Raw genomic sequence first — 24135 nt, 5'->3', positions numbered from 1 at the left:
CACGACGACAATATGCGTAAAGGGAGTTATTTATACTGGATAAAATTCAATAACTTAATTGAGCATTATGTCTTTTAAATATCTTACCTTATTGCTCGCAACGACGAGCATGAACAGCTTTGCTGATGTGGAGCTGCCTTCGGGGGATGATTGGTTAAACCATGTGACGAATGGCCTAGCCCCATATTGGATGATGGAAAGCGCGCATGGGCAACCTGCGGGGAATTTTCCGACATTTCGTTGTGATAACGGTGTCATTCTCGACCCACAAAAGCCGTGTGAAGAATTAAACAAAGGGTGGATTAGCCCGCACTTCGATCGCGAATACACACGCATGAAATCGCGCCAAACTTACGCTTATGGCGTGCTTTTTCATCTTACGGGTGACAAACAAGCATTAGAGCTGGCAAAGAAAGGGGCTTATTACCTGATTGATCATCTACAAGATGAGAAAAACGGCGGCTTTGTGAGCTTTACGCGTAGTGGAAAACCGGGGATGGAGTGGCAACAGCGAACTTCTCAAGACCAAGCTTACGCCTTGGTGGGCTTGGCGATGTACTACTACTTGACGCAAGATCCAAAGGTTGAACAAGCACTTATCGACCAGCAAGCGTTTATATTTAAACAATACCGACGAAGCGATGATCGCGGTCTGGCGTGGGTTTTGAAAGATGGTGATGGAGAAAGTGAGAAGCAGCAAGAGTTAGTCGCTCAACTTGACCAAATCAATGGCTACCTGTTGTTAACGGCGCCACTTTTACCAGAAACAGCGCAAGCCAAGTGGAAACAAGATCTGGAGTGGTTGACGCAAGTGGTGCTAGATAACTACCACTCCGACAAAGAGCAGCGCTTTTATGGCGCGATACACCACAAAGCGGTAATGATGCCAGATGCGAAACACAATGATTTTGGACACACCATCAAAGCGTATTGGATGACGTATCTCACTGGTCAGTTGTTGGAGAAATCCAATTGGACAGAGTTTGGTTTCAAAGGAATGAAACACACGCTTAAACAGGCGCAATACCAGCAAAACTTTGAGCAAGTCAAAGCGCTCTTCTCGCTAGAATGGCAGAGTCAATGGACGCAAGAGAGCATTCCTGCTTGGCAATCAAGACCACACAAACATTATAGCTCGTCTTGGGAATGGGCAGAACTCGATCAAGCGGCGATGACGGTTTCTCTTGTCGATGGTTCGATGAAAGAAACGCTTCAATACACGTTACCCACCTTTATGGACGTGTGGGTGGATCATCAATACGGAGGTGTTGGTCTTAATCCTAAATCAACCAAAGCGTTCCATTGGGGAAATGGTTACCACCAGTTTGAACATGCGTTGGTCGGGTATTTGTACGCGCAACAAATGGCAAAACAGCCCGCCAAGCTTTACTACGCGCGACCAGCCGAGAGTAAAATGCCACTTAATCCATATTACTTTAACGCGGATATAAAAGCGCTTTCATCGCAAAGTGATGGAGTCACTACCGCAACGTTCACCAATATTCGACCATAACTTGGTAGATGGTGGTGTGGTGGTTAAAGTCTGCGTGCAAACTAACAAAACCCAATGGTAAACTGCGGGTCTGTTTTACATAGTATTTAAAGGTAATTTGATGAACCCGATTCTTGCGATGTTGAAAGAAAACAATATTAGCGACGAGCAAATCAACGAGCTATTTCAGGCGTTAACTCAAAACCCTCTGGCTGCAATGGCAACTATCAGCCAACTAGGTCTGCCACAAGATCAGCTTCAAGCGTTGATGGCGCAGGTAATGCAAAACCCTGTACTGATTAAAGAAGCAGTGGAAGAGCTAGGCCTAGACTTCTCCAAAGTAGTAGAAGCCAAAGCGAAGCTACAGCAGTAATCGAGTTTTCGATAAAAACAAAAGCCGCCAGAGCCAAACGGTTCTGGCGGCTTTTTTACATCAGATGAAAGGTACGAGACTCCAACGGGAAAGCGAATAGATTGAGCTTAATTTGGTGCTTGCATAAAAAATCAAGTGCGATTCTAGTCACGTCGCATGAACTCACGGGTGCTATTGGAAATAAATGAATTGTTTCTAATACATAGAACGTATTAACATGGTTGCACTAGGCCCATATGAGTAAATTCATTGAATATACAATTTGAGAGAGGGTTTAGTTTTAAAAATAATATTTAGTTGGAATCTAGGTTAAATGAAAATAAATATATTTAAAAAGCTACAAGTTGTATTTCTTGTGGTGTCAGCATCTTTAATGGTGGGGTGTTCATCTATAGATGCGCATGCTGGTGGCGGATACGGAAAGCCGTTTTCAGGCACAGCGTTATCAGTCGCACGACAACCTTGCTATTTAAGAGCTGATATTACTTCCATCGCGTTATACCCACTTTCATTGATTGACATTCCTTTGTCGTTAGCAACGGACGTTGTGTTTCTTCCTGTTGATTTAATCATGGTAGCTACACCAACAACGAGTTATGGCGGTGTTGTTTCTCTAGGTTGTCCAAGCGGAAGCATGATCTAAAACACTTATTTTATTCAAATAAATGGAAGGAAATGAAAGTGGAATCGAAAAATAATTACTCAACAGAAAACAACGCTCCCTCGGTGCTCTTTGTAACGTCGCTTTTGTGTTTGGCATCAGTTTGTTTGGCCATACTGCTATTTATTATTGAGTACATTTCTGGCATGGAAATGAACGGTGTCGGCTTTCTTGGGACGTTAATACCAGCGATGAGTGTAGGATATTATTTTGGCTATAAAACAGGGAATATAATGCCTTCGACAACGAGATGGTATTCAGTGCTGCTTTGGAATTTATCGAGCTTAGTGGTGTTTTCTCTCATCTTAATGTTTTTGGGCATCTCTATATTTGAACTGATAGCGGAACTAGGCTGGTTCAGTATTATTATCGTTGTATTAACGTTAATAACCGTTTGTCTCGGGTACTTTATTTTCAAGAGTGGTGAAAAAATGGCGATTAAGGTTTTGCTAAAAGCGCAAAAGAGTGCGTAACTCACATATAACGAACGCTTAAAGATAGATACGTAAAAAAGACGCCAGCTATATCGTGCTGGCGTTATTGTTTTCTCTTTCTTTGTGCCTCTTTGGTCTCTAGCAAAATCGAATGCTTTAGACGAAACGGTCTTTCCACGAAAACTCAACATGTTTATGTCTGCCGAAACGTGTGTATAATTCGCCGGAAATTACGATTTACAGATAACGAAAGGTAAGTATGGCAGTCCTCGAAATTCTCTCCATTCCAGACCCAAGGCTTAAAGTAAAAGCAGAAAAAGTCACTGATGTATCGACAGTACAAACGTTGATCGACGATATGCTAGAAACACTTTACGCAACGGGCAATGGCATCGGTTTAGCTTCAACCCAAGTGGGCAGAAAAGAAGCGGTTGTTGTCATCGATATCTCTGACGAACGTAATGATCCTTTAATCTTAGTTAACCCAGAAGTGGTGAGCGGAGAAAACAAAGCACTTGGTCAAGAAGGGTGCCTATCTGTTCCCGAATACTATGCCGATGTAGAGCGTTACACATCAGTTGTTGTGTCTGCATTGGACCGTGATGGCAACCCGATGACAATCGAGAGCGATGAGTTCTTAGCGATTGTGATGCAGCACGAAATCGATCACCTATCTGGTAACTTGTTCATTGATTACCTTTCACCGTTAAAGCAAAAAATGGCGATGAAAAAAGTGAAGAAGTACGTAAAAGCGCAAGCTAAGTAAGATGGGAGGAAGTAACTCACAACCGCGAGTTGCTTCCTTTTAAATCAAGAATAAGTAGAGTGGTTTATCTCGGTTTTTTGGGGACATAACGCTTTACGACCTTCATAAGCCTCTGAAATGAAGAGCAGTCCATATGTGACTCATAAGGGCAGGAAGCAACATGGTTTAGGCTGTCTCGAACCGCTTTCAAACGTTTTATTTGCTCATCAATTTCAAGCGCCTTTTTCGCCAGTAAGTCACGATCAATGTATGGTTTTGAACCTTCTGAGTGATTCAACATTTCTGCCATTTCGTTAAGTGATATTCCAGCGATACGCCCTAAACTAATTAAGTTGAGTTTATTGAGTACCTCTGGCGAATATTGACGTCTCAATCCATTCCTTCCTATCGAGCGAATTAACCCCAATTGTTCGTAGTATCTGAGCGTTGAGGTCGGCAATCCTGATTTTTTAACCACTTCTGCAATATCCATATTATTCCTCATTGACTTCAAGTTGGCTTTAAGTTGTAGCATGCAACTAAGACCTTAACAAATCAAAAACTTGAGGAGCGAAAAATGCTGTTTTTAATAGGATTACAAGCGGCGCTAATAGGGATTGGTGCGACTTTGATAATGGATTTATGGGCTTGGATACAAAGGAGAGTGTTTGGTATTCAATCATTAAACTATGCATTGGTTGCGCGCTGGGTTTTGTACATGCCCAAAGGGAAGCTTATGCATGCGCCAATTATGGCAACAGACGCGATGCCGGGAGAAAAAGCACTCGGTTGGTTTTTGCACTATGCCATTGGTGTTGTTTTCGCTTTGGCTCACATTGCTGCTTTTGGGCATCATTGGCTGGTAGAGCCTAGTCTAGTACCCGGCTTAGCCACAGGTGTGGTCATGTTGGTCTTCCCATTTTTTGTCATTCAACCTTGTCTAGGATTTGGTTTTGCTGCCAGTAAAACCCCAACACCTTGGAAAGCCCGTTTTCTTAGCACATTGGCGCATTTAGCTTATGGTTTGGGTTTATTCATAGCCGGGTTTGCAATCAAAGTGGCGAGCCAGTATTTTGCATAGGGAATATGAGCATCATGCAAACGAGTTGTTTTTGTTTTTATTTATGATGCTCAACTCTTGGTCGTTTTTGGCGTGTTGCTCATAGTAGGCCGATATGTTTGAGGTCTGTCGTATTTATCCAAGACGTAAAGTCGGCGAACATTTAACATTGCCTTAACGCCAGAATGGCAAGCGGTTTACCAAGAAAAATTAAAATTATCTGGTTTGACATAAAGAATATTAAGGGTTTCAGATGGCTTCAAAAGTGGCAGGGATATCAATACTGAGCTTGTTGGCAGCGCCAGTTGCGATGGGAGAAACAGCCAGTGCTTATGATTTATGTTTGCTAGACAAAATCAAGCAAAGCAAAGGTGAGGAAACCATAAAGAGCATTCGCGCGCAGTGTGAGCTTGATGCAGTAACAAGTACAGTGCCCGCAGATCCAGAAATTGAAGAACCTGAGGAGCTTCAGGAAAGCTTGGTCGACAAGCGTTTGGAGTCAGAACGAGAAAACGCCTTTGAACCATTTAGTTTGGTAGCGCATCGTGTTAACTACATCTTGCCGTTCACTTACAGTGATCGCGTAAATAAGCGTGCTTATGCGGACACTAAGTACGGGGATGAGCTGCGTAAGGAAGAAGCGGAGTTCCAAATTAGTTTTAAAGTGCCAATGAACTACGACGATTTGTTGTTTGATGGGGATGGTTTGTTCTTTGGTATGACGCTCAAGTCATTTTGGCAGGTGTATACAGGAGCAGCATCGCGTCCATTTCGTGAAACCAATTATCGTCCTGAGCTTTTTTATTATACTCCGACAGACTGGAAGCCACTTGATGGTTCGACTTGGTTAGGTTTTGGTATTGAACATGAGTCGAATGGGCAGAGACAAGAGTTATCGCGCAGTTGGAATCGTGTTTACGCCAACTTAACCTTTGCGAAAGACAATTTTGCGGTTTCTCTTCAACCGTGGTGGCGTATACCTGAGGATGAAAAAACATCTCCGAATGATCCTAAAGGTGATGATAACCCGGATATCGAAGATTACATGGGGCACTTTGAGCTATCGAGTGCGTACAAATGGAATGGTTATGAGTTTACCTTCTTAGGCCGCCAGAACTTCCAAACGCATAAAGGCTTTGCCGAATTAGGGGTGTCATTTCCGATCTGGGGCAAACTTCAGGGATACGCACAGTACTCGACGGGGTATGGTAAGAGCTTGATTGACTATGATCATAATCAGCAGCGCATTGGTGTTGGTATCGCGATCAACGGTGTTCTGTAGTTTTTCGGTAGCCCAATAGAAATAAACGCTGGCAATTGAGATTTCAGTATTTAGAATGCGTGGCTGAAATTGATTTCCAACCTAGAGTGATTTTATGCTTCGTGATTACACCTTCGATTGTCTTGTAACCATGCCTCGTCATGAACTGGAAGAGTTTAGTGCTCGCATGATCAGTAAAATGGTGCCAGAAGACGTGATGAATGAGCTATTTACTTTCGATCAAGAAGAAGTGGATAGCGAAGACCGTATGTTGTCTGCACGTCTTGATGCGATGTTACGCATGACAGCAATCGCACTGAGTGAAATTCAACAAGCGTTTGATGACTCAGACAATGCGAAGCAAAATAGCGAGCGAATGACGCGACTGGTTCTTTGGCATTTCTATGCGATTTCATTCCATTTGGAAGAGGCGATCACGTTAGAAACACACTGTGCACTAGTGGAAAAACTACTTGAAAATACACCTTCGGATGTTTTTGATTGGGTAAAAACATTGACGGAACTTCTGCACACTTACGCTGAAATCAACGCGAAAGAAAACCCTCAAGACTAAGGTTTTTGTCGTTAATCCTTCAGTAAACAAGGCGAGCCATCCGGTTCGCCTTGTTTTATTTTTGCATCTGTAAAATCCGCAGTTTTGTACTTTTGACGTACACCACAAGCCTCGCTTTAGGTTCGCTTCTCACTAGCGAATAGGGCGATTCCTTCTTACACTAAAATCAAAGTGTTTGTTTTCGAACACTTTAATGCGTCATTAAGGTGTGTCTTCCAATCCACTTAAATACGGATAATTTATGTCGGAGAACGTTCTGGTTTTTAAATTTGAGCCTATTTTGAAGCGTATATGCCTTCTATCTCGGCTACATTTTCGTTGCGGGCGTAAATAATGGACCCGTTAACGCAAGGTTTACTTGGCGCTGCTTTGCCACAGTCTGCAAGTAACAAGCGGCACATTGTGGCTGCTGGCGTGTTAGGCGTGGTTTCAGGGATGGCGTCGGATTTGGACGTACTTATCCGTTCATCAACTGACCCATTGCTGTTTTTGGAATATCACCGACACTTTACCCATTCATTGTTGTTTATCCCTTTTGGCAGCTTTCTCTGTACTTTAGTGTTGTATCCGTTGTTTGCAAAAAGACGAGGGCTAAACTTCCGACAGAGTTGGTTTTATTGTGCCCTTGGTTATAGCACCCATGCGCTGTTAGATGCTTGCACCAGCTATGGGACTCAGCTTTTTTGGCCGATAAGCAACACACGCTATGCTTGGAACACAATCTCGGTTATCGACCCCGCTTTCACATTTCCTATTTTGATCCTGCTTTTGTTTGCCGCACTGAAGCGAAATCGAAATTACGCGCGTGTCGCATTTCTATGGTCTCTGGCTTATCTGACTCTTGGGGTTATTCAACGAGATAGAGCAGAAGCGGCCGGATGGAAAATCGTCCAAGAGCGACAGCACAGCGCTGTGCAGCTAAAAGCAAAACCAACCTTCGGGAACCTTTTGGTCTGGAAAGTGATTTATGAAACGGAAGATAACTACTATGTGGATGCGGTAAGAGTGGGGCGTTCAATAAAAATCTACCCAGGCGAATCCACACCAAAGCTCAATGTGAAGACTCAATTTCCATGGCTCGATCCGCAATCGCAGCAAGCGAAAGACATCGAACGTTTCCGTTGGTTTTCAAATGGTTTTGTAGCGCAAGACCCGAATAACGAAATGCGAATTGTTGACGTGCGTTACTCCATCGTTCCAAACCAAATTAACGCGCTGTGGGGCATCAATTTATCACCCAACGCTAGCCCGAATGTGCACGTCGAATACACTGCTCATCGAGGTAGTACAACGGAAGACCGCCAAACTTTTCTCAATATGCTTACGGATTTTGAGTGATGGTTTTTACTTTGGGTACCTATGCGGTGCCGTAATAACTATTACGCAGACTGAAAGTCCTTCACTAGGGTCGGCTTGCTAGCGAAGAAAATTTTGCCAAACAGAGACTTATACTTCCATCCAAGAGACAACAGTCGTTTTGCTAAGCTTTTGTTTTCAATGATAGCGACTTCAACGCCTTGGTAATGGTATGGATTGCTTTTAATGTAGTCGATAAATGCAGTAAGCACACCTTGCCCGCGAACGGAGGGCGCAAAGTTGACTGCAACAATGGAAAAGCGCTGACTGCCAACAGGGCAACGGACAAAGCAGTGTCCAAGCGGATGAGTGATGGTCTCGGAAAACTCAGGAAACGCGCGAGACTCTAGTTCTTGAGAGAGCACATCGTATTGCTTACATAGATAAGAAAATAGTTGTTTCGCTTCACTGTTCATCTCGGTGCCGCTTACTTATAACTTGGTTTAAAGGCTTTGATTTCAAAAACATTGTAACCATAGGCAGCAAGATAAAATGCGGTGAACTTTTACAGTGGTGATTTCCTATTTTTGAAAGCTAACTTGTTACAAATGAAGTTGATTGGTTTTTATATGGTTCTTGGGGATGAGTGTTTCTAGTTGAAGGGAGAGTACGCTGGTTACTGGATTCTTACCGGAGTTCCTGTATTAAAAGGAGAACCACTTGGTTTAATGCCGCTCGTTTAACTACGAGTGGCATCTTTTTGTATTTCGTTATCTTGTACAGCGGCGAAGGTGCGTGATATAGGATCTTCTATCCTAGCTTTTTATGGTCAAAATTGTCTCTTTAACCACTCAGCACGTTGCTATTAGATTCCTAGTCTCGCCAAGGCTCGCTGGAATGACACAAAAACATCGTTAAGCTATTGGCATTAAATCACTTGGTCCGTTTTTGCTTATTCTTGAGGGCTTAACTAGGCGTTACTCTAAGTGCTTAAATTGTAACGCCACGAGTCGCTGATACAACTCACAGCTTTGCATTAATGATTGGTGGTTACCAACATCGACTAACTCACCATTGTCCAGCACCGCTATTTTATCCGCATGTTGGATAGTCGAAAGGCGATGAGCAATGATAAGTGTTGTGCGTCCTTTCATCAGTGCTTCAAGTGCTTGCTGAACGTGATGTTCACTTTCACTATCAAGGGCGCTGGTAGCTTCGTCTAGTAGTAAGATTTTTGGATCTTTTAGAATCGCGCGGGCAATCGCAATGCGCTGCTTTTGACCACCTGATAGTCTAACGCCGCGCTCGCCTAAAAAGCTGTGATAGCCTTCGGGAAGCTTCTCTATAAACTCATGGGCATGAGCTTTTTTGGCGGCTTCGATGACTTGTTCATCCGTGGCTTCTGGATTGCCGTAGCGAATATTGTGGAACACATCATGGCTAAACAGCGCTGGCTGTTGTGGTACGAGTGCCATTTGGCGTCGAAGCTCGTTTGGGTCGAACTGTCGAATATCTTCACCACCAAACAACACTTGCCCTTGCTGCGGGTCGTAAAAGCGTTGCAGCAGTTCGAATAGTGTTGTTTTACCTGCACCAGAAGGGCCAACCAACGCCAATACTTTGCCTTGTTCTGCGGTTAGATTTAACTCTTTGATAGCTGGTTGATTTGGGCGAGAAGGGTAGTTGAAACTCACCGATTTAAAGTTAACCTCAGCAGGCATGTCGGGACGGATAGGCAAATGGTTGATTGGCGCTTTGATATCGCTGTCTACTTGAAGGATCTCAATCAGCCGTTCGGTAGCACCTGCGGCTCTTTGCAGTTCACCCATGACTTCGGAAATGGTTGCAGTCGATGAGGCAACCATAATGGCGTAAAACACAAACGCTGCTAGGTCTCCCGCAGACATCTTTCCGTGAATCACATCGCTGCCGCCAACCCAAAGCATGCCTGCAATTGCGCTGAACACAATTACAATAACGCCAGAGATTAGGATTGCGCGCTGTTTTACTCTCTGTCTGCCCACTTCATACGCTTTTTCCACCTCGACAGCGAAAGCCGCTCGTTCGTACGGCTCTGAGCTAAAACTTTGCACGGTTTTAATATGTTCTATCGCTTCACCTGCGTAGCTGCCGACATCAGCCATTGAGTCTTGACTTTGGCGAGAGAGCGCACGCACGCGTCGTCCATAAAACAAAATCGGAACCAAAACCAAAGGCACAGAAGCAAGCACAATCAGCGTGAGCTTAACGTTGGTGGCAAACAACATTATGATGGCCCCAAAGCACATCAAAGCGCTACGCATCGCCATCGAGAACGATGAACCAATAATGCTTTGCAGCAACGTGGTATCGGTAGTCAGGCGCGACATAATATCGCCGCTACTGTTGGTCTCAAAATAGCTCGGATGCAGCGTAATCACATGGTTAAACACTGAAAGGCGAATATCCGCACTGACGCGCTCACCTACGGAAGAGACAAGGTAAAAGCGAAAGAAGGTCCCAATGGCAATACACAATGTGACACCGACAATAAACTGAATCGCATTGGTAAGCTCTTGCAATGATTGCTGAGCAAAGCCTTGGTCGATAAGAATACGTACTCCATAGCCAACGGATAACGTCAAACTTGCTGTCGCGACAAGGGCAACCAAAGCCGCCGCAACCCGCCATTTATAAGGTGCAATAAAGGTGTTGAGTTTAAGAAGAATGCTGAGATTTTTGTTATTTTTTCTGCTCATGAGTGGCTCACAAAGCGTTTTAGGTAACTGGCATAGTAAGCCAGTTTTGTAGGGGAGACCAGCGAACTGCCGCTTTCGGAGTAGGAAGTTCACTGGGATGCACAATATATTATGTATATCGAAACTTGCTTAAATGTCTAAGAGTCAAAAATGAACTTTGAGTGAGGAGGGAGTTAAGCACGGCTTTTGGCGAGTAGCAGGTCGACCTTTCCTTTTGCTGTTTTACTAACCGTTTGCATCAACTGAAAACTTGGCTTAACGATACCTGAGTTTTCTAATCCTTCGACCATTAAGAGCCAAAGCTTGGCCGTCATTTGCGCATCGGCTAGTGCGCGGTGAAAAACACCGTCGTTGTCGATATTTTTATAGCGAACAAGTTCTCCTAGTTTGTGCGATGGGGCATCTTGAATGAGCCGTCTTGCCACCAGTAAGGAGCAAGCAAACTCACCTGAATAACCACAGTTGATTCGCTCAAGTTCTGCATCTAAAAATCGTTTATCGAATGAAGCGTTATGAGCGATAAGGTTCTCGCCAGCAATGAACTCACTAAATGACGCCATTACCTCTTCGCAGCTTGGTGCCGATCGCAACATATTGTTGGTAATGCCGGTGTAGTTCTCAATGAAAGAACTCACTCTGAAACCGGGATTCATGAGTCGCTGAAAACTATCAACAACCTCGCCATCGACTAACTTTACTGCACCAATTTCTATTGCGCGATCACCTAAAGTAGGAGAGAGACCTGTGGTTTCAAAGTCGAGTACGACCACAGAGTTTGCTTGAGGCATAAAATTTTCCAGCTGAGTAATATTGCGCAAGAGTATTATCGAAAGCGACAGAAAAAGAAAGGCGAACACAATGGTGAATATCTGTCTATCTTTACTCCACAAAGTCAGTTTTCGTCGTCCACTGTTTATGGACAGGTACGTTCTGGCTTACCCATCGCGGCTTGTGCGGTAGCCTTATATTTCAAATGTTTTTCGGCTTTTCGATTCATTTCAATTAAGCATTAAATTTCGATGCAACATACTGATTATAAATTGATTTTATAAATCAACTTCGGCATCATTCACGGCTTGATTTTGAAGATGAATATCATCACGGCAAAAAATTAGAACAACTTATAATGCGAGGCTAGGGAACGATGGAACAAATGAAAAATCACTATTTAGAGATACCTGAAGAAAGAAAATTGCGTATTTTTCGTGAGGAAGATGAAGATTTCTACAACTTCTGGGAAGAAATGCTTGATGAAAAACAATCTTTTTATCAGCAACCTCTCAAAAGAATGAAAGGCGACGCTTGGTATTCGCTTGATGCATTCTTCACTGCTTCAAAATACGGACAACATCAGGCCTCGCCAGCTTATATAAAAAGAGCGCTTGAGTTACTGAATAACGTATACTTACTGGCCAATCATTCAGACCACGTTGTTGAATTCTCCGTTGGGCACCGACATTTTTCGGAAGTAGGTAACCGTTCTATTGCAGGGGGAACGATGGATGCTTGGTTGGATGAAATCTGTTTAGCGATGGCCGCGAGAGATTGGCGCTGCGTAGAGCTGATGACCATCATGGATGAGTCGTTAGTGCGTTTAAAAGATCCTTTCGATGTTGCGCTGGTCGAGTTCGTTAGCGGTGTATTTAGCAATTCATCAGCGTTACCAGAGTTATTGCAAACTGTGATGGAGAAATCCTCCCCGCAATATTTAGAATCAACCAGGGTGCCATATGTACACTCTTTGTTTATTCCATTTGTGAATGTGTTTGTTGCCATCATAGATGGCGATGAGGCACATTATCAAGAAGCACTGAGAGATGCGTTAGAGACGCATTACCAGTTCTACATGAATGAAGATGTTCGTTATTCGCCAAAAGGGAATGTTTCTCTAAAACTGACTGGTCTTGCTGCATTGGCATACGATAAGTATGGCTGGACTATTCCGGAAACCGCATATTTACCGAAATGGCTCGTTTACGGTGAACATGATCTTTGTTCTAAATAAATCATTCGGAGTCTGCGCCCAAGCCCATTCGGATGTTCTGCACGGAAGCATACACAGAAAACATGCCGCGAAAAGGTTGTTTTTTAATCGACCACTCGGTAGTAAGGCATAAACTTATCAATATGCGAGCTTACTAACACGCCATACGTGACACTTCATGTATTCTTAGCCGAAGCGAAGAAGAGGATTTATCAATGTCAAAAAGCTCCAAGCTTCACAATGAAGACAAACTGGTCAAGAAGGCACTAGAGATTGGTGGGAAGATGGCGAAACTACAAGGTTTTGACCTTCCACAGTCACCACAACCTCTGAGAGTAAAAGCGATTTACCTATTCTTGGTCGATGCAAAACAGATAACGCCACTACCGGAAAGTAAGCTAGACGGCGCAAGCATCAAACACCGACTGGCAGTATGGATACACAGTGCATTGCCAGACAACGACCCTCTAAAGTAGAAAACTCAAGAAGTCACATAGGTCATTACTTAACACAGGCCATTAATTAACAAGGCGAGCCAAGTGGTTCGCCTTGTTTGATCTTGGCGAGTGCACCGAGGTCTTTTTGCGTGGCGGTATCATTGATTTACAAAACAGAATCAAAAGGACTAAAGATAAATCCCGAGAAGCGCTACAATGCAGGCGTTGCGAGAGTGCAACCAAGATTACTCATTTACAGAAGCCTTGAAGTAACCATACATGTCTAAAGATTTCGAATTCACTACAGAATACATACTCGACAAACCTTTCTTTGCTGAGTGTTATGATCAAACTAGCCAACCAACGAAGTTTCCACAGGCGTACCTAAAAGGGATGCTGTTTCTTATCTTTGGTGTGGTTTTATTGGAGTTTGAACTGCTACCTAACGGTTATGTCGGTTGGTTCTTTATCGTATTGAGTGTGATTGAAGCGTGCAGCGTTTACTTCAAAAGAACTTGGTGGCTGTGGCGTCAAACCATCAGCTCAAGTCGCGGCAGTAAAGTGGCTTTTGAAGTGAATGCAGATGGCGTGCGCTACAAAAGTGGTAAAGTTGACCGCAGCCTCGCTTGGAATTATATCGACCAACTCGAACAAACTGATTTGGGCTTTATCCTTCACCTTGGTAAACAACGCCAATACATCAGCAAATCTTGCTTAAACGAAGAAGTGATCGCGTTTATGGTAGAGCAGCACGCGGCATCAAAAGCGAGCTAACAAATTCACATCAAGCTGGAGTGAGCGATCTAAAAAGTAGGTGATATATGATCGAACATCATAACAAGTGCTTGGTTGATTCTGAATCAACTGGGTTTGATGTACAAAACTAATAGGGTTTAGAGATTTCTCTTTCGGACAAACTGCTTCGGTGTCATGCGCGCAATCTGCTTACACTCTCTAGTCATGTGTGCTTGATCGGAAAAACCTTGCTCCAGCGCCAACTCCGATAAAGTAAGATCGGGTTGCGCTCGGAGTTGCTCTAAAGTGTGCTTCACTCGTTTAATGCGTTGGTAATGTTTAGGAGTAATCCCCAACCATTTCTGAAAATTGCGCTCTCTCTGGCGCTGACTGATGGTCCCTGTAGGTTGGTCAATAATGTGGCCGACGTACTGCGGTTCATATTCCTCAATCAGTGTTTGAACCCAGCGATATAACGTAGAAATCCTTGCAGACGGCGAACGCGCTGTTTGCAGAGACTCAAATGTTGCTAGCGCAGAAGAAGCCAAAGGGTGGTCGTCTTGAATCCTCAATAACTGTTCTAGACGTTTACCAAATAGTTGATAACCGACTGCAGGATGAAAGCGTACGCCAGTCATCACCGCGCCTGGCGGTAGGCAGACCTGATGTGCCAGAATGCTCACAGGTAGTAGGACAACCCCCGGCGCCTGCCATTCACCATCCATTTGTACTTCATTTTGTAAAATGAATACCACACCTGTACCAGCATCACTGAGTAATTGTTTACGTACGGTTTGCGTCGTATCAGGTTTGACGGATGCTGACCAAATGGCTTGAACATAGCCAGCTAAAGCCTTTTGAGGTTTTAAAATATCAAATTCTAAGTTCAAATGAATCATCCTATTTAACCTCAACTTAAATGAGAAAGTGATACACATGTACTTTTCATCATATTAAGTTGAGGAATAAGCAGTGACTTATAAGTAAAAACTGTCAGATAGAATTATCTAGGTTTATAGACTCCAACCTTTGGCTTAAATGCCTTAACTATTCGGTTCCAACTATTGATCGCGTTGATCGCAATTGTTAGGTTGACCATAGCTTCTTCTCCGAAGGTATTCAAGGTCAGCTGATAGGTATCATCATCTACTGGTAGGCCAGCAGTTAGTAATTCAGCCCAGCCTAGTGCAACGTGTTCTGCATCGTTGTAGAATGGCATATCTTTCCATGCACTAAGCCCCCATATGCGTTCCGGCTTTTCACCTAACTTAAGCGCATCTTTACTATGCATGTCGATACAAAATGCACATTGATTGATTTGCGATATGCGTAACTTAACCAGTTCCCATATGATCATGTTCATGGTTTCTGATTGGTTAAATTGTTCATGGAAGTAAGCTTCCTGAGCGTACAGGATTTCTATTGCCTTTGGCGCTACTTCAATATAGTTGAGTCGTTTTTTCATGGTCATTTTCCTCTGTTTTTCACATAATAAAAAACGCTCTTAGCAAAAGATTGAAGATTTTCGACATGCACTCAATAAAGTTAGATAAAGGAGTGAACGAAGAAAGCGAAAAAGGATGTCTATTTGATGCTATGCGTAAACATTCGTATTGTGTGCCTTAAACATTTGCAAGGCGTTACGTGCTTTCTAGAAAAGTCTCAAAATAGCGTACAATTAGCGTTTTGACACAGCGGAAATCATCATGTCCAAAACTGTTCAGCAGCAAATCGGAAACATTGCTCTAGTCGTTGAAAATTACGACGATGCTATCGAATTTTATACTCAAAAACTTCAATTCACTCTGGTTGAAGATACCAACCTAGGAGGTGGTAAACGCTGGGTTCAAGTTTCTCCTCCAAACTCCAATGGTACAAACCTACTTTTAGCTCAGGCAAGTACACCGGAGCAAACGCATGCAGTAGGAAATCAAACAGGTGGTCGTGTTTTCCTGTTTCTGCAAACTAATGATTTTTGGCGTGACTACGAGTTGATGAAGAAAAATGGTGTTGTATTTAATGAAGAGCCTCGTGTGGAAGAATACGGGACAGTGGTGGTGTTCCAAGATCTCTATGGTAATAAATGGGACTTACTGCAACTGAACTGAGAAACTACACAGCACCTGCATAACATAGTGTTCATGAGGAGTTTCCAACAAGCTTTTAAGGTTCTGAGATATTAGTGCTAATTCTAAGGTTCTCAGAAGTTACAATATTTCTAAATCACTTTTGTGCAAACAATAACTAGTTATCATTCCTTCTTGATGTACCAACAAATGTCAGGGCGGCACAGCAAAAACAAAAAGGCGAACCAAACGGTTCGCCTTTGTCGATTTAGAGACTACAAAAATTAATCTTCGTAGTTATCGATGCTTGGGCATGAACAGATTAGGTTACGGTCGCCGTATACGTTATCTACGCGGTTTACTGTTGGCCAGTACTTCCAAGACTTGGTCGCTTTAGAAGGGAAGCAGCCAAGCTCGCGAGAGTAAGGACGGTCCCACTCTTCAGCAGAAAGGTCAACTTGCGTGTGTGGCGCATTAACGAGAGGGTTGTTCTCTAGTGGCCATTCACCGTTTTTCACTTTTTCCATTTCTTCGCGGATAGCGATCATCGCATCACAGAAGCGGTCTAGCTCTTCTAGATCTTCCGATTCCGTTGGCTCAACCATTAGCGTGCCCGCTACAGGGAACGACATAGTTGGTGCGTGGAAACCGTAGTCCATTAGACGCTTCGCAATGTCTTCTTCGCTGATGCCTGTTTCTTCTTTCAGTGGACGAATGTCGATAATACATTCGTGCGCTACACGACCATTTTTGCCACGATAAAGAACAGGGTAGTGTTGGCGAAGTGTTTCCATCACGTAGTTTGCGTTCAGAATTGCTACTTTTGTTGCATCTGTTAGGCCTGCTTCGCCCATCATTGCGATGTAAGCCCAAGAGATCGGTAGGATAGAAGCGCTACCCATATCTGCTGCTGATACTGCAAAATCTTCGCCTTCTACGCCGTCTTCAATATGGCCTGGTAGGAAAGGCGCTAGGTGAGATTTCACACCGATAGGACCCATACCCGGACCGCCACCACCGTGCGGGATGCAGAAGGTTTTGTGTAGGTTTAGGTGAGAAACGTCTGAACCGATGAAGCCTGGTGATGTTAGACCAACCTGCGCGTTCATGTTAGCGCCGTCTAGGTAAACCTGACCGCCAGCGGCATGAACCATTTCACACACTTCTTTCACTTTCTCTTCGTAAACGCCGTGCGTAGAAGGGTAAGTGATCATAATGCTTGATAGATTGTCTTTGTGTTTCTCGATTTTCGCTGCTAGGTCGTCGATGTCGATGTTGCCTTCTTCATCACACTTAACCACGACAACTTTCATTGACACCATAGATGCTGTCGCAGGGTTAGTACCGTGCGCAGAGCTCGGGATCAAACATACATTGCGGTGACCTTCGCCACGGCTTTCGTGGTAGCGTTGAATCGCGATAAGACCTGCATACTCACCAGATGCACCAGAGTTTGGCTGAAGTGAGAATGCGTCGTAGCCTGTGATCTCACAAAGCTTCTCTTTTAGATCTTTCGCTAGTGCTGCATAGCCCGCCGCTTGTTCTGCTGGCGCGAATGGGTGGATAGAACCAAACTCAGGCCAAGTGATTGGGATCATCTCTGCTGCTGCGTTCAGCTTCATCGTACAGCTGCCTAGTGGGATCATGCCGTGCGTTAGCGAGAAGTCTTTGTTCTCTAGCTGTTTCAGGTAACGCATCATTTGCGTTTCGCTATGGTGCGTATTGAATACAGGGTGAGTCAGGTATTCTGTTGTGCGGCGTAGCGCTTCTGGAATTGCCGCAAACTCGTTGCCTCCGATTTCCGTCGATAGTGCTGCTACGTCTTCTTTTACACCAAAGACTGCAAATAGTGCTTCTACATCAGCGACCGTGGTTGTTTCGTCACAGCTAATACCTAGCTTGCCAGGTAGTAGACGTAGGTTGATGTCTGCTGAAAGTGCTTTTGCGTAAAGCTCTTCTGTTTTTGAACCTGTGTTGATCGTGATGGTATCGAAGAAGCTGTTATGAGCAAGTTCAAAGCCGCCTTTGGTTAGGCCAGCGGCGATAATCGCAGTCATATGGTGTGTACGGCGAGCAATAGTGCGTAGACCTTCTGCGCCGTGGTAAACCGCGTAGAAAGACGCCATGTTCGCTAGCAATGCTTGAGCGGTACAGATGTTCGATGTCGCTTTTTCGCGGCGGATATGCTGCTCACGAGTTTGCATTGCCATGCGCAGTGCTTGGTTACCGTTGGTATCGATAGAAACACCTATAACACGACCTGGCATGGTACGCTTGTGTTTGTCACGCGTTGCCATGAATGCCGCGTGTGGACCGCCGTAACCCATAGGAACGCCGAAACGTTGTGCAGAGCCAATTGCTACGTCTGCGCCCATTTCACCAGCAGGTTTCAATAGGGTAGAAGCAAGCAGGTCAGTCGCAACAGTGACAAGCGTTTTGTTTGCTTGCGCTTTTGCGATGATGTCCGTTAGGTCACGAACTTCACCTGTTGTGCTTGGGTATTGAACTAATGCACCGAACACGTCTTGCTCTGGTAGGGATTCTAGCGAACCAACCAGAACTTCAAAACCGATGAATTTTGCACGAGTTTTTACTACTTCTAGCGTTTGTGGGTGAACATCGTCAGCCACAAAGAATACGTTGCTCTTGCTCTTACCTGCGCGCTTACACAGAGTCATTGCTTCTGCTGCCGCTGTTGCTTCGTCTAGCAATGAGGCGTTCGCGATTTCCATACCAGTTAGGTCGATGATCATTTGTTGGAAGTTCAAAAGTGCTTCCAAGCGACCTTGAGAGATTTCAGGTTGGTAAGGTGTGTAAGCGGTATACCAGCCAGGGTTTTCTAGCACGTTACGTAGAATGACGTTTGGAGTAAACGTGTTGTAGTAGCCCTGGCCAATGAATGTACGTTTAATTTGGTTTTGTTTAGCAAACTGCTTCATCGTCACTAGCATGTCTGCTTCGCTTTTCGCTTCTGCCAACGTCATTGGTTGTTCTAGGCGAATTTGTGCAGGCACGGTTTCTTCGATGAGGGCGTCAAGGCTTACCGCGTTGATGGCATCCAACATTTTTTGTTGGTCTGATTTGCTTGGTCCGTTGTGGCGTCCAACGAACTCATTTTGTGTGCTGAGGCTTTGAAGTAATTCAGTCATTGTCCTTTACCTACTCCTTGGCTCGGGTAACGGAAATGGTCGTTAGTGACACATTTAATTATACGTCCGAACCTAGAAAAAAAGCTGCTCTCTAAACAGGCTAGGGAACAGCTTTCGTCACATCCTAATTACTCTTCTTCGATAGAGTTTAGGTATTCTTCCGCGTCTTTTAAGTCATCGAACTCAGATGGGTTTGAAAGCTTCACTTTCACAATCCAACCACCTTCGTACGGTTCTTCGTTGATTAGCTCTGGGCTGTCTTCTAGTTCTTCGTTGATTTCTACGATTTCACCGGTAACAGGAGAGTAGATATCTGACGCTGCTTTTACAGACTCAACCAAAGAGAAGCTTTCACCTGCTTCTACTTCGTCTTCTACGTCTGGTAGGTCAACGAATACTACGTCACCCAACATTTCTTGCGCATGCTCAGAAATACCAAGTGTTACTGTGCCGTCACCGTTGTCACGTACCCACTCGTGGCTATCTGTAAACTTCAGTGTTTTGTCCATTGCTTAATCTCCAAATAACTTGTCAGGAATTATTGTGATTTTTAAAAAATCGTTTATTGGTAAAGAGGGAAGCGACTGCAAAGTTCTTTTACTTCTTTGCGGACGCGTTTTTCAACGTCTGCGTCACCTTCTGGGTTGTTCACCAAACCATCCAGTACGTCACCAATCCAATTACCGATGAGTTTGAATTCTTCAGCGCCAAAGCCGCGGCTTGTACCCGCAGGCGTTCCTAAACGGATGCCCGATGTAATCATAGGCTTCTCTGTATCGAATGGGATGCCATTTTTGTTACATGTGATCCCAGCACGTTCTAGAGCTTCTTCTGCTTTGTTGCCTTTCAAGCCTTTAGGGCGAAGGTCAACCAGCATTAGGTGCGTGTCTGTGCCACCAGTTACGATGTCGCAACCGCGAGTTTGCAATACTTCCGCTAGGACTTTTGCGTTATTGATCACCGAATCAATATAAGTTTTAAATTCAGGGCCAAGCGCCTCTCCAAATGCAACCGCTTTTGCTGCGATAACGTGCATTAGTGGGCCGCCTTGTAGGCCAGGGAATACGGCGGAGTTGATTTTCTTAATGATGTCTTCGTGGTTAGTCAGGATCATACCGCCGCGAGGGCCACGCAATGTTTTGTGTGTTGTGGTTGTCACAACATGCGCATGTGGCAATGGGCTAGGGTGTGCACCTGTTGCGATAAGGCCAGCAATGTGTGCCATATCGACCATAAGAATTGCGCCAACTTCGTCAGCGATTTCACGGAACTTAGCAAAATCGATAACGCGTGGAATAGCACTGCCGCCCGCGATGATCATCTTTGGTTTGTGTTCTACTGCAAGTGCACGAACGTCGTCGTAGTTGATTTCCAGTGTTTCGCGATCAACGCCGTATTGAACTGCGTTAAACCATTTACCAGAAAGTGCTGGGCGTGCACCGTGCGTTAGGTGGCCACCAGCGTCCAAAGACATGCCAAGAATGGTGTCGCCTGGTTGAAGAAGAGCCAGTTTCACCGCACCATTTGCTTGAGCGCCTGAGTGAGGTTGAACGTTTGCGTATTCGCAATTAAAAAGTTTTTTCGCGCGTTCGATGGCAATGGCTTCCACTGTATCTACGTGCTCACAACCACCGTAGTAACGACGACCTGGATAACCTTCAGCGTATTTGTTTGTTAGGCATGTGCCTTGAGCTTGCATTACCGCTTTAGAAACAATGTTCTCAGAAGCGATAAGTTCGATTTGTTCGTTTTGGCGAGCGGATTCCGCCTGAATTCCAGCAAAGACAGCATCATCTGTCGCAGAGAGGTTGGTAGAGAAAAAGTTTTCCAAGCTGTGGTTAGGGTAACTCTTATTCATGGTAGTTGACCTTCCAAATCTTAAAATGAACCCGCAATAGATGAATTATGATTTGCGGTTGTGGTTCATTTGTCCTCAAAACAGCTGAACTGCATAGCAGAACAGAGTGAACATCCGGCCCTAAATGTGGGCAAAAACTCCGTCGGATTGCGTGTTTCCTTTACCAATCTCTTACGGAAATATGCATCTCTACATCTAACAAGTTGGTAACATAGCGCCTGCGGCGGGAACAATCAACCAAAAATTTCCTATAGGAAACAAGATTTCAAAAATTGTTAACAAGAGCACGGTTTAATTCACTTGGTGGACTTTTATCCACTATGTGCTTCATGCACAATGCTAGTAGGACAAAAATAAGGATATCTATAGAGGGATTTATGGCAGAGAGTATTTACGATGAATACCCATCGATGACGTTAGCGAAAGAGCAAAATGATCAAAATATCGAGCCATTAAAGCTGGGTCAACGTATCAAGGATATCCGCTCAAAACTTGGTATTACACTAGAAGAAGCCAGTCAGCGAACAGGGCTTGCTCGTTCTACACTGAGTAAAATAGAAAATGAGCAGATTTCTCCGACATTTCAAGCAATGCAAAAATTGGCGCTTGGCTTACAAATTGATATGCCGCAACTCTTTGAACCACCTAGAAAAAAGGTTGCGACAGGGCGTAGGGATGTTACCAAGAAGAATGAAGGCAAACCACACCCAACGCAAACTTATGAACATGAACTGCTCGCTACTCAACTTTCCAATAAGAAAATGATGCCGTTTAAGAGCCAAATTCGTGCTCGCAGTTTTGATGAATACAAAGACTGGGTTCGTCATGATGGCGAAGAATTTCTGCTTATCTTATCTGGTGAGGTCATGTTCTATTCTGAGTTCTACGAACCTGTTGTTCTAAGCGAGGGCGACAGCGTCTATTACGATGCGAACATGGGACATATGTTGACCAGTGTTAGCGAGGAAGATGCGCACATTTTGTGGGTGACAGCCAAATAGTGATAAATAGTTGTAAATTTCCTATAGTGAAAGCAAACGATTGCCGTTGGTGGTCGTTATGATGAAAAGGCGCTTTTTTGATGAGAATATACTCATTAAAGCGCTTTTTTTGTACGATTTGTTGTGATTAAAATGTTAAGAGTCACACTTTTGCAAGTCGATCTACGTCTTGTTCGTGCAAAATAGAATGAGCCATGTTTATTATTGGAAACACATCGAATGCCGATAGCATTCTCGGGTCTATCTAAATGGAGACGAAAATGACTCAAGAACTACTGAAAACACCACTACACGCACTTCACGTTGAAGTTGGTGCCAAAATGGTCCCGTTCGCGGGTTACGATATGCCTGTTCAGTATCCTCTAGGCGTAAAAAAGGAACACTTACACACTCGTGATGCGGCAGGTCTGTTTGATGTTTCTCATATGGGACAACTTCGCCTACTCGGTGACGGTGCAGCTGCGTTCCTAGAAACATTAGTGCCAGTGGATATTGTGGATCTTGAGTCTGGTAAACAGCGTTATGCGTTCTTCACTAATGAAGAGGGCGGCATCATGGATGACTTGATGGTAGCGAACCTAGGCGATCATCTTTTTGTGGTTGTGAACGCGGCATGCAAAGAACAAGACATTGCACACCTACAAGCGCATTTGCCATCTGGTGTTGAGCTAGACATTATCGAAGACCGTGCTCTGCTTGCGATCCAAGGCCCTAAAGCAGCGGCTGTATTGGCGCGTTTTGCCCCAGAAGTTTCTGACATGCTGTTCATGGATATTCGTAAAGTCGATATTTTAGGCGCCGAATGCATTGTTTCTCGTAGTGGCTACACTGGCGAAGATGGTTACGAGATCTCGGTTCCTGCTGACAAGGCAGAAGAACTCGCACGTAAACTGACCGCGGAAGAGGAAGTTGAATGGATTGGCCTTGGTGCTCGTGATTCACTTCGTCTCGAGTGTGGTCTTTGCCTATACGGTCATGACCTAGACACAACAACTACGCCTGTAGAAGCGAGCTTGTTATGGGGCATCCAAAAGGTTCGTCGTATCGGCGGTGAACGTGAAGGTGGTTTCCCAGGTGCGGATATTATTCTCAAGCAGATCGAGACCAAAGATGTGGCGCGTAAGCGTGTCGGTTTGGTTGGCCAAACTAAAGCACCAGTCCGTGAAGGCGCGGAATTGTTTGATGCTGATGGCGTTAAAATTGGCGTTGTCACCAGCGGCACTGCGGGTCCAAATGCAGGTAAGCCTGTCTCAATGGGTTATGTGCGTGCTGATCTTGCTGCGATTGGTACCGAATTGTTCGCTGAAGTACGCGGTAAAATGCTACCAATGACGGTTGAGAAAATGCCGTTTGTACCGCAACGTTACTACCGCGGTTAGGTTACTCATTATTGTCATTCTTCGCGTATTCGCGAGGCAAGAAACAAGCAAAAATGCCGAGCTTTCTAGCTCGGCATTTTTATGTATATCGGTTTTATATACGCTTGGAAGTTATCGTAGTTTCTGCAGCCTTATCCGACCGCTTTGTCGATTGTACAACACATGTCGATAACGATATCTTCAAGTTTTTCCGGATGAATCATGTCTTCTTTTGCAATCCCAAACTGAGACGCCATGATCGTATTGAACAGCTCCCAATGTTTGATCAGCATTTTTTCGCGATTATCAGCGATGTCAGGCCATGTCTCTTGCATCATCGGAGTAAGACTGATTGCACCATGTGCAAAAATCAACATCTGCCACTTTGATTCCCACTGATCAAATTGGGCGTTAGGGTTTTCACTGTTGTACTGCTCAAAAATTCCGGTAAATATCGCAGCAAACTCATCTTTTGACTTTAAGAAATACTGCAGCAGGGCACCATCATCGCCTTGGCGAATAGCATCAGCGATCATCTGTACTGGGTGAGGATTAACGAGCGCAAATGCCAGCATGCGAACCATGAACAGATAAATTTTTCTATTCGAAGGTGTGTTCTCAGGCATCTCATTGATTAATTCAGCCATATAGCACTGCATGAATTCATCCATCGCGTCGCTAACCGCTTGCCAAATCTTCTCTTTGCTGCCGAAGTGGTGACGGATCAAACTATGTGAAACACCAGCCTTTTCACTGATATTGCGCAGTGAGACACGCTCGTAACCAAGTTCACAAAACATATCTGCTGCCACCTTAAGGATCAGACACTTAGTTTGTTCTGCGGCTTCAGCACTTCTACGCCCCTGCTTTCTTTCATTCATAGTTCGAATTTTCCCGAATATTGATCAACGCG

Annotated in this window: 25 protein-coding genes; 15 read left to right on the top strand and 10 right to left on the bottom strand. The window is 44.4% G+C overall.

The window, feature by feature from the left end:
- The first annotated feature begins 67 nt into the window (after positions 1-67).
- The 5 genes from VEA_RS16300 to def all read left to right on the top strand — a co-directional run bounded on the left by VEA_RS16300 (position 68) and on the right by def (position 3726).
- A complete protein-coding gene (locus VEA_RS16300; RefSeq protein WP_006742289.1) occupies positions 68-1513 on the top strand; it encodes an AGE family epimerase/isomerase in 1446 nt (481 codons plus the stop codon).
- A 100-nt stretch (positions 1514-1613) separates the two neighbouring features.
- Positions 1614-1865: a DUF2999 family protein gene (locus VEA_RS16295; RefSeq protein ID WP_005395194.1), complete on the top strand. Its 252-nt coding sequence runs from the start codon at positions 1614-1616 to the stop codon at positions 1863-1865.
- 313 nt (positions 1866-2178) lie between these two features.
- Complete coding sequence (locus VEA_RS16290) at positions 2179-2508, top strand: YceK/YidQ family lipoprotein (RefSeq protein ID WP_005478428.1); 330 nt, start codon at positions 2179-2181, stop codon at positions 2506-2508.
- A gap of 32 nt (positions 2509-2540) precedes the next feature.
- The gene (locus VEA_RS24495) at positions 2541-2999 is read left to right on the top strand and encodes an ABZJ_00895 family protein (RefSeq protein ID WP_029817912.1); all 459 of its coding nucleotides are present in this window, start codon (positions 2541-2543) and stop codon (positions 2997-2999) included.
- A gap of 220 nt (positions 3000-3219) precedes the next feature.
- A complete protein-coding gene (gene def / locus VEA_RS16280) occupies positions 3220-3726 on the top strand; it encodes a peptide deformylase (RefSeq protein WP_006742287.1) in 507 nt (168 codons plus the stop codon).
- A gap of 64 nt (positions 3727-3790) precedes the next feature.
- Here def and VEA_RS16275 read toward each other — a convergent pair whose 3' ends face one another.
- Entirely contained in the window at positions 3791-4198 is a 408-nt protein-coding gene (locus tag VEA_RS16275; protein WP_006742286.1) for a helix-turn-helix domain-containing protein, read from the bottom strand.
- A gap of 84 nt (positions 4199-4282) precedes the next feature.
- On the opposite strand from VEA_RS16275, the gene VEA_RS16270 reads away from it, so the two are divergent.
- The 4 genes from VEA_RS16270 to VEA_RS16255 all read left to right on the top strand — a co-directional run bounded on the left by VEA_RS16270 (position 4283) and on the right by VEA_RS16255 (position 7938).
- Positions 4283-4786, top strand: coding sequence for a DUF2938 domain-containing protein (locus VEA_RS16270; RefSeq protein WP_006742285.1), 504 nt, complete (start codon positions 4283-4285; stop codon positions 4784-4786).
- 232 nt (positions 4787-5018) lie between these two features.
- Positions 5019-6047, top strand: a complete 1029-nt coding sequence (locus tag VEA_RS16265; RefSeq protein ID WP_006742284.1) for a phospholipase A — start codon at positions 5019-5021, stop codon at positions 6045-6047.
- Positions 6048-6141: 94 nt separating this feature from the next.
- Positions 6142-6600, top strand: a complete 459-nt coding sequence (locus VEA_RS16260) for a hypothetical protein (RefSeq protein WP_005395188.1) — start codon at positions 6142-6144, stop codon at positions 6598-6600.
- A 333-nt stretch (positions 6601-6933) separates the two neighbouring features.
- Positions 6934-7938, top strand: a complete 1005-nt coding sequence (locus VEA_RS16255; RefSeq protein ID WP_006742283.1) for a metal-dependent hydrolase — start codon at positions 6934-6936, stop codon at positions 7936-7938.
- A 41-nt stretch (positions 7939-7979) separates the two neighbouring features.
- Here the strand turns inward: VEA_RS16255 and VEA_RS16250 are convergent, their stop codons facing one another.
- From VEA_RS16250 to VEA_RS16240, 3 genes are all read right to left on the bottom strand, one after another.
- The gene (locus VEA_RS16250; protein ID WP_006742282.1) at positions 7980-8372 is read right to left on the bottom strand and encodes a hypothetical protein; all 393 of its coding nucleotides are present in this window, start codon (positions 8370-8372) and stop codon (positions 7980-7982) included.
- A 501-nt stretch (positions 8373-8873) separates the two neighbouring features.
- A complete protein-coding gene (locus VEA_RS16245; RefSeq protein WP_006742281.1) occupies positions 8874-10634 on the bottom strand; it encodes an ABC transporter ATP-binding protein/permease in 1761 nt (586 codons plus the stop codon).
- A gap of 173 nt (positions 10635-10807) precedes the next feature.
- Positions 10808-11422 (bottom strand): 3'-5' exonuclease, encoded by a 615-nt coding sequence (locus tag VEA_RS16240; protein WP_005395184.1) that lies wholly within the window; start codon positions 11420-11422, stop codon positions 10808-10810.
- A gap of 356 nt (positions 11423-11778) precedes the next feature.
- Here VEA_RS16240 and VEA_RS16235 point away from each other — a divergent pair, with 356 nt between their 5' ends.
- The 3 genes from VEA_RS16235 to VEA_RS16225 all read left to right on the top strand — a co-directional run bounded on the left by VEA_RS16235 (position 11779) and on the right by VEA_RS16225 (position 13829).
- Positions 11779-12639, top strand: coding sequence for an immunity 49 family protein (locus VEA_RS16235; RefSeq protein ID WP_006742280.1), 861 nt, complete (start codon positions 11779-11781; stop codon positions 12637-12639).
- Positions 12640-12833: 194 nt separating this feature from the next.
- Positions 12834-13094: a DUF5062 family protein gene (locus VEA_RS16230; RefSeq protein WP_005376453.1), complete on the top strand. Its 261-nt coding sequence runs from the start codon at positions 12834-12836 to the stop codon at positions 13092-13094.
- A 240-nt stretch (positions 13095-13334) separates the two neighbouring features.
- Positions 13335-13829, top strand: a complete 495-nt coding sequence (locus VEA_RS16225) for a YcxB family protein (RefSeq protein WP_006742279.1) — start codon at positions 13335-13337, stop codon at positions 13827-13829.
- Positions 13830-13948: 119 nt separating this feature from the next.
- Here VEA_RS16225 and VEA_RS16220 read toward each other — a convergent pair whose 3' ends face one another.
- Together VEA_RS16220 and VEA_RS16215 are read right to left on the bottom strand one after the other, a co-directional pair.
- The gene (locus VEA_RS16220) at positions 13949-14689 is read right to left on the bottom strand and encodes a helix-turn-helix domain-containing protein (protein ID WP_006742278.1); all 741 of its coding nucleotides are present in this window, start codon (positions 14687-14689) and stop codon (positions 13949-13951) included.
- 104 nt (positions 14690-14793) lie between these two features.
- Positions 14794-15255, bottom strand: a complete 462-nt coding sequence (locus VEA_RS16215; protein ID WP_006742277.1) for a carboxymuconolactone decarboxylase family protein — start codon at positions 15253-15255, stop codon at positions 14794-14796.
- A 241-nt stretch (positions 15256-15496) separates the two neighbouring features.
- On the opposite strand from VEA_RS16215, the gene VEA_RS16210 reads away from it, so the two are divergent.
- Positions 15497-15898, top strand: coding sequence for a VOC family protein (locus VEA_RS16210; protein WP_006742276.1), 402 nt, complete (start codon positions 15497-15499; stop codon positions 15896-15898).
- A 242-nt stretch (positions 15899-16140) separates the two neighbouring features.
- Here VEA_RS16210 and gcvP read toward each other — a convergent pair whose 3' ends face one another.
- The 3 genes from gcvP to VEA_RS16195 form a co-directional block, all read right to left on the bottom strand.
- On the bottom strand, positions 16141-19005 hold the full coding sequence (gcvP, locus tag VEA_RS16205; protein ID WP_006742275.1) for an aminomethyl-transferring glycine dehydrogenase: 2865 nt from the start codon (positions 19003-19005) through the stop codon (positions 16141-16143).
- Between the two features lie 128 nt (positions 19006-19133).
- On the bottom strand, positions 19134-19514 hold the full coding sequence (gcvH, locus tag VEA_RS16200) for a glycine cleavage system protein GcvH (protein WP_006742274.1): 381 nt from the start codon (positions 19512-19514) through the stop codon (positions 19134-19136).
- 53 nt (positions 19515-19567) lie between these two features.
- On the bottom strand, positions 19568-20863 hold the full coding sequence (locus tag VEA_RS16195; RefSeq protein WP_005395177.1) for a serine hydroxymethyltransferase: 1296 nt from the start codon (positions 20861-20863) through the stop codon (positions 19568-19570).
- A gap of 377 nt (positions 20864-21240) precedes the next feature.
- On the opposite strand from VEA_RS16195, the gene VEA_RS16190 reads away from it, so the two are divergent.
- Together VEA_RS16190 and gcvT are read left to right on the top strand one after the other, a co-directional pair.
- A complete protein-coding gene (locus tag VEA_RS16190) occupies positions 21241-21864 on the top strand; it encodes a helix-turn-helix domain-containing protein (protein WP_005395176.1) in 624 nt (207 codons plus the stop codon).
- Positions 21865-22124: 260 nt separating this feature from the next.
- Positions 22125-23243 carry a glycine cleavage system aminomethyltransferase GcvT gene (gene gcvT / locus VEA_RS16185; RefSeq protein WP_005395175.1) on the top strand — a complete coding sequence of 373 codons (1119 nt, stop codon included), beginning with the start codon at positions 22125-22127 and terminating at the stop codon, positions 23241-23243.
- Positions 23244-23374: 131 nt separating this feature from the next.
- Here the strand turns inward: gcvT and vdeR are convergent, their stop codons facing one another.
- Positions 23375-24103 carry an efflux transporter transcriptional repressor VdeR gene (gene vdeR, locus VEA_RS16180; RefSeq protein ID WP_006742273.1) on the bottom strand — a complete coding sequence of 243 codons (729 nt, stop codon included), beginning with the start codon at positions 24101-24103 and terminating at the stop codon, positions 23375-23377.
- Positions 24104-24135 lie beyond the last annotated feature (32 nt).

The organism is Vibrio antiquarius (assembly GCF_000024825.1).
Classification (GTDB): domain Bacteria; phylum Pseudomonadota; class Gammaproteobacteria; order Enterobacterales; family Vibrionaceae; genus Vibrio; species Vibrio diabolicus.
The sequence above is the reverse complement of the archived record's forward strand: the minus strand, read 5'-3'. Positions and strand labels throughout refer to the sequence as shown.

Excerpts from the sequence above, each read along its gene's own strand:
- VEA_RS16195 (WP_005395177.1), bottom strand. The coding sequence starts at position 20,863 with ATGAATAAGAGTTACCCTAACCACAGCTTGGAAAACTTTTTCTCTACC.
- VEA_RS16260 (WP_005395188.1), top strand. The coding sequence starts at position 6,142 with ATGCTTCGTGATTACACCTTCGATTGTCTTGTAACCATGCCTCGTCAT.
- gcvH (WP_006742274.1), bottom strand. The coding sequence starts at position 19,514 with ATGGACAAAACACTGAAGTTTACAGATAGCCACGAGTGGGTACGTGAC.
- VEA_RS16295 (WP_005395194.1), top strand. The coding sequence starts at position 1,614 with ATGAACCCGATTCTTGCGATGTTGAAAGAAAACAATATTAGCGACGAG.
- VEA_RS24495 (WP_029817912.1), top strand. The coding sequence starts at position 2,541 with ATGAAAGTGGAATCGAAAAATAATTACTCAACAGAAAACAACGCTCCC.
- gcvP (WP_006742275.1), bottom strand. The coding sequence starts at position 19,005 with ATGACTGAATTACTTCAAAGCCTCAGCACACAAAATGAGTTCGTTGGA.
- VEA_RS16250 (WP_006742282.1), bottom strand. The coding sequence starts at position 8,372 with ATGAACAGTGAAGCGAAACAACTATTTTCTTATCTATGTAAGCAATAC.
- def (WP_006742287.1), top strand. The coding sequence starts at position 3,220 with ATGGCAGTCCTCGAAATTCTCTCCATTCCAGACCCAAGGCTTAAAGTA.
- VEA_RS16290 (WP_005478428.1), top strand. The coding sequence starts at position 2,179 with ATGAAAATAAATATATTTAAAAAGCTACAAGTTGTATTTCTTGTGGTG.
- VEA_RS16220 (WP_006742278.1), bottom strand. The coding sequence starts at position 14,689 with ATGATTCATTTGAACTTAGAATTTGATATTTTAAAACCTCAAAAGGCT.
- VEA_RS16255 (WP_006742283.1), top strand. The coding sequence starts at position 6,934 with ATGGACCCGTTAACGCAAGGTTTACTTGGCGCTGCTTTGCCACAGTCT.
- VEA_RS16225 (WP_006742279.1), top strand. The coding sequence starts at position 13,335 with ATGTCTAAAGATTTCGAATTCACTACAGAATACATACTCGACAAACCT.
- VEA_RS16265 (WP_006742284.1), top strand. The coding sequence starts at position 5,019 with ATGGCTTCAAAAGTGGCAGGGATATCAATACTGAGCTTGTTGGCAGCG.
- VEA_RS16235 (WP_006742280.1), top strand. The coding sequence starts at position 11,779 with ATGGAACAAATGAAAAATCACTATTTAGAGATACCTGAAGAAAGAAAA.
- VEA_RS16270 (WP_006742285.1), top strand. The coding sequence starts at position 4,283 with ATGCTGTTTTTAATAGGATTACAAGCGGCGCTAATAGGGATTGGTGCG.
- VEA_RS16240 (WP_005395184.1), bottom strand. The coding sequence starts at position 11,422 with ATGCCTCAAGCAAACTCTGTGGTCGTACTCGACTTTGAAACCACAGGT.
- VEA_RS16190 (WP_005395176.1), top strand. The coding sequence starts at position 21,241 with ATGGCAGAGAGTATTTACGATGAATACCCATCGATGACGTTAGCGAAA.
- VEA_RS16300 (WP_006742289.1), top strand. The coding sequence starts at position 68 with ATGTCTTTTAAATATCTTACCTTATTGCTCGCAACGACGAGCATGAAC.
- VEA_RS16230 (WP_005376453.1), top strand. The coding sequence starts at position 12,834 with ATGTCAAAAAGCTCCAAGCTTCACAATGAAGACAAACTGGTCAAGAAG.
- VEA_RS16275 (WP_006742286.1), bottom strand. The coding sequence starts at position 4,198 with ATGGATATTGCAGAAGTGGTTAAAAAATCAGGATTGCCGACCTCAACG.
- VEA_RS16215 (WP_006742277.1), bottom strand. The coding sequence starts at position 15,255 with ATGAAAAAACGACTCAACTATATTGAAGTAGCGCCAAAGGCAATAGAA.
- vdeR (WP_006742273.1), bottom strand. The coding sequence starts at position 24,103 with ATGAATGAAAGAAAGCAGGGGCGTAGAAGTGCTGAAGCCGCAGAACAA.
- gcvT (WP_005395175.1), top strand. The coding sequence starts at position 22,125 with ATGACTCAAGAACTACTGAAAACACCACTACACGCACTTCACGTTGAA.
- VEA_RS16210 (WP_006742276.1), top strand. The coding sequence starts at position 15,497 with ATGTCCAAAACTGTTCAGCAGCAAATCGGAAACATTGCTCTAGTCGTT.
- VEA_RS16245 (WP_006742281.1), bottom strand. The coding sequence starts at position 10,634 with ATGAGCAGAAAAAATAACAAAAATCTCAGCATTCTTCTTAAACTCAAC.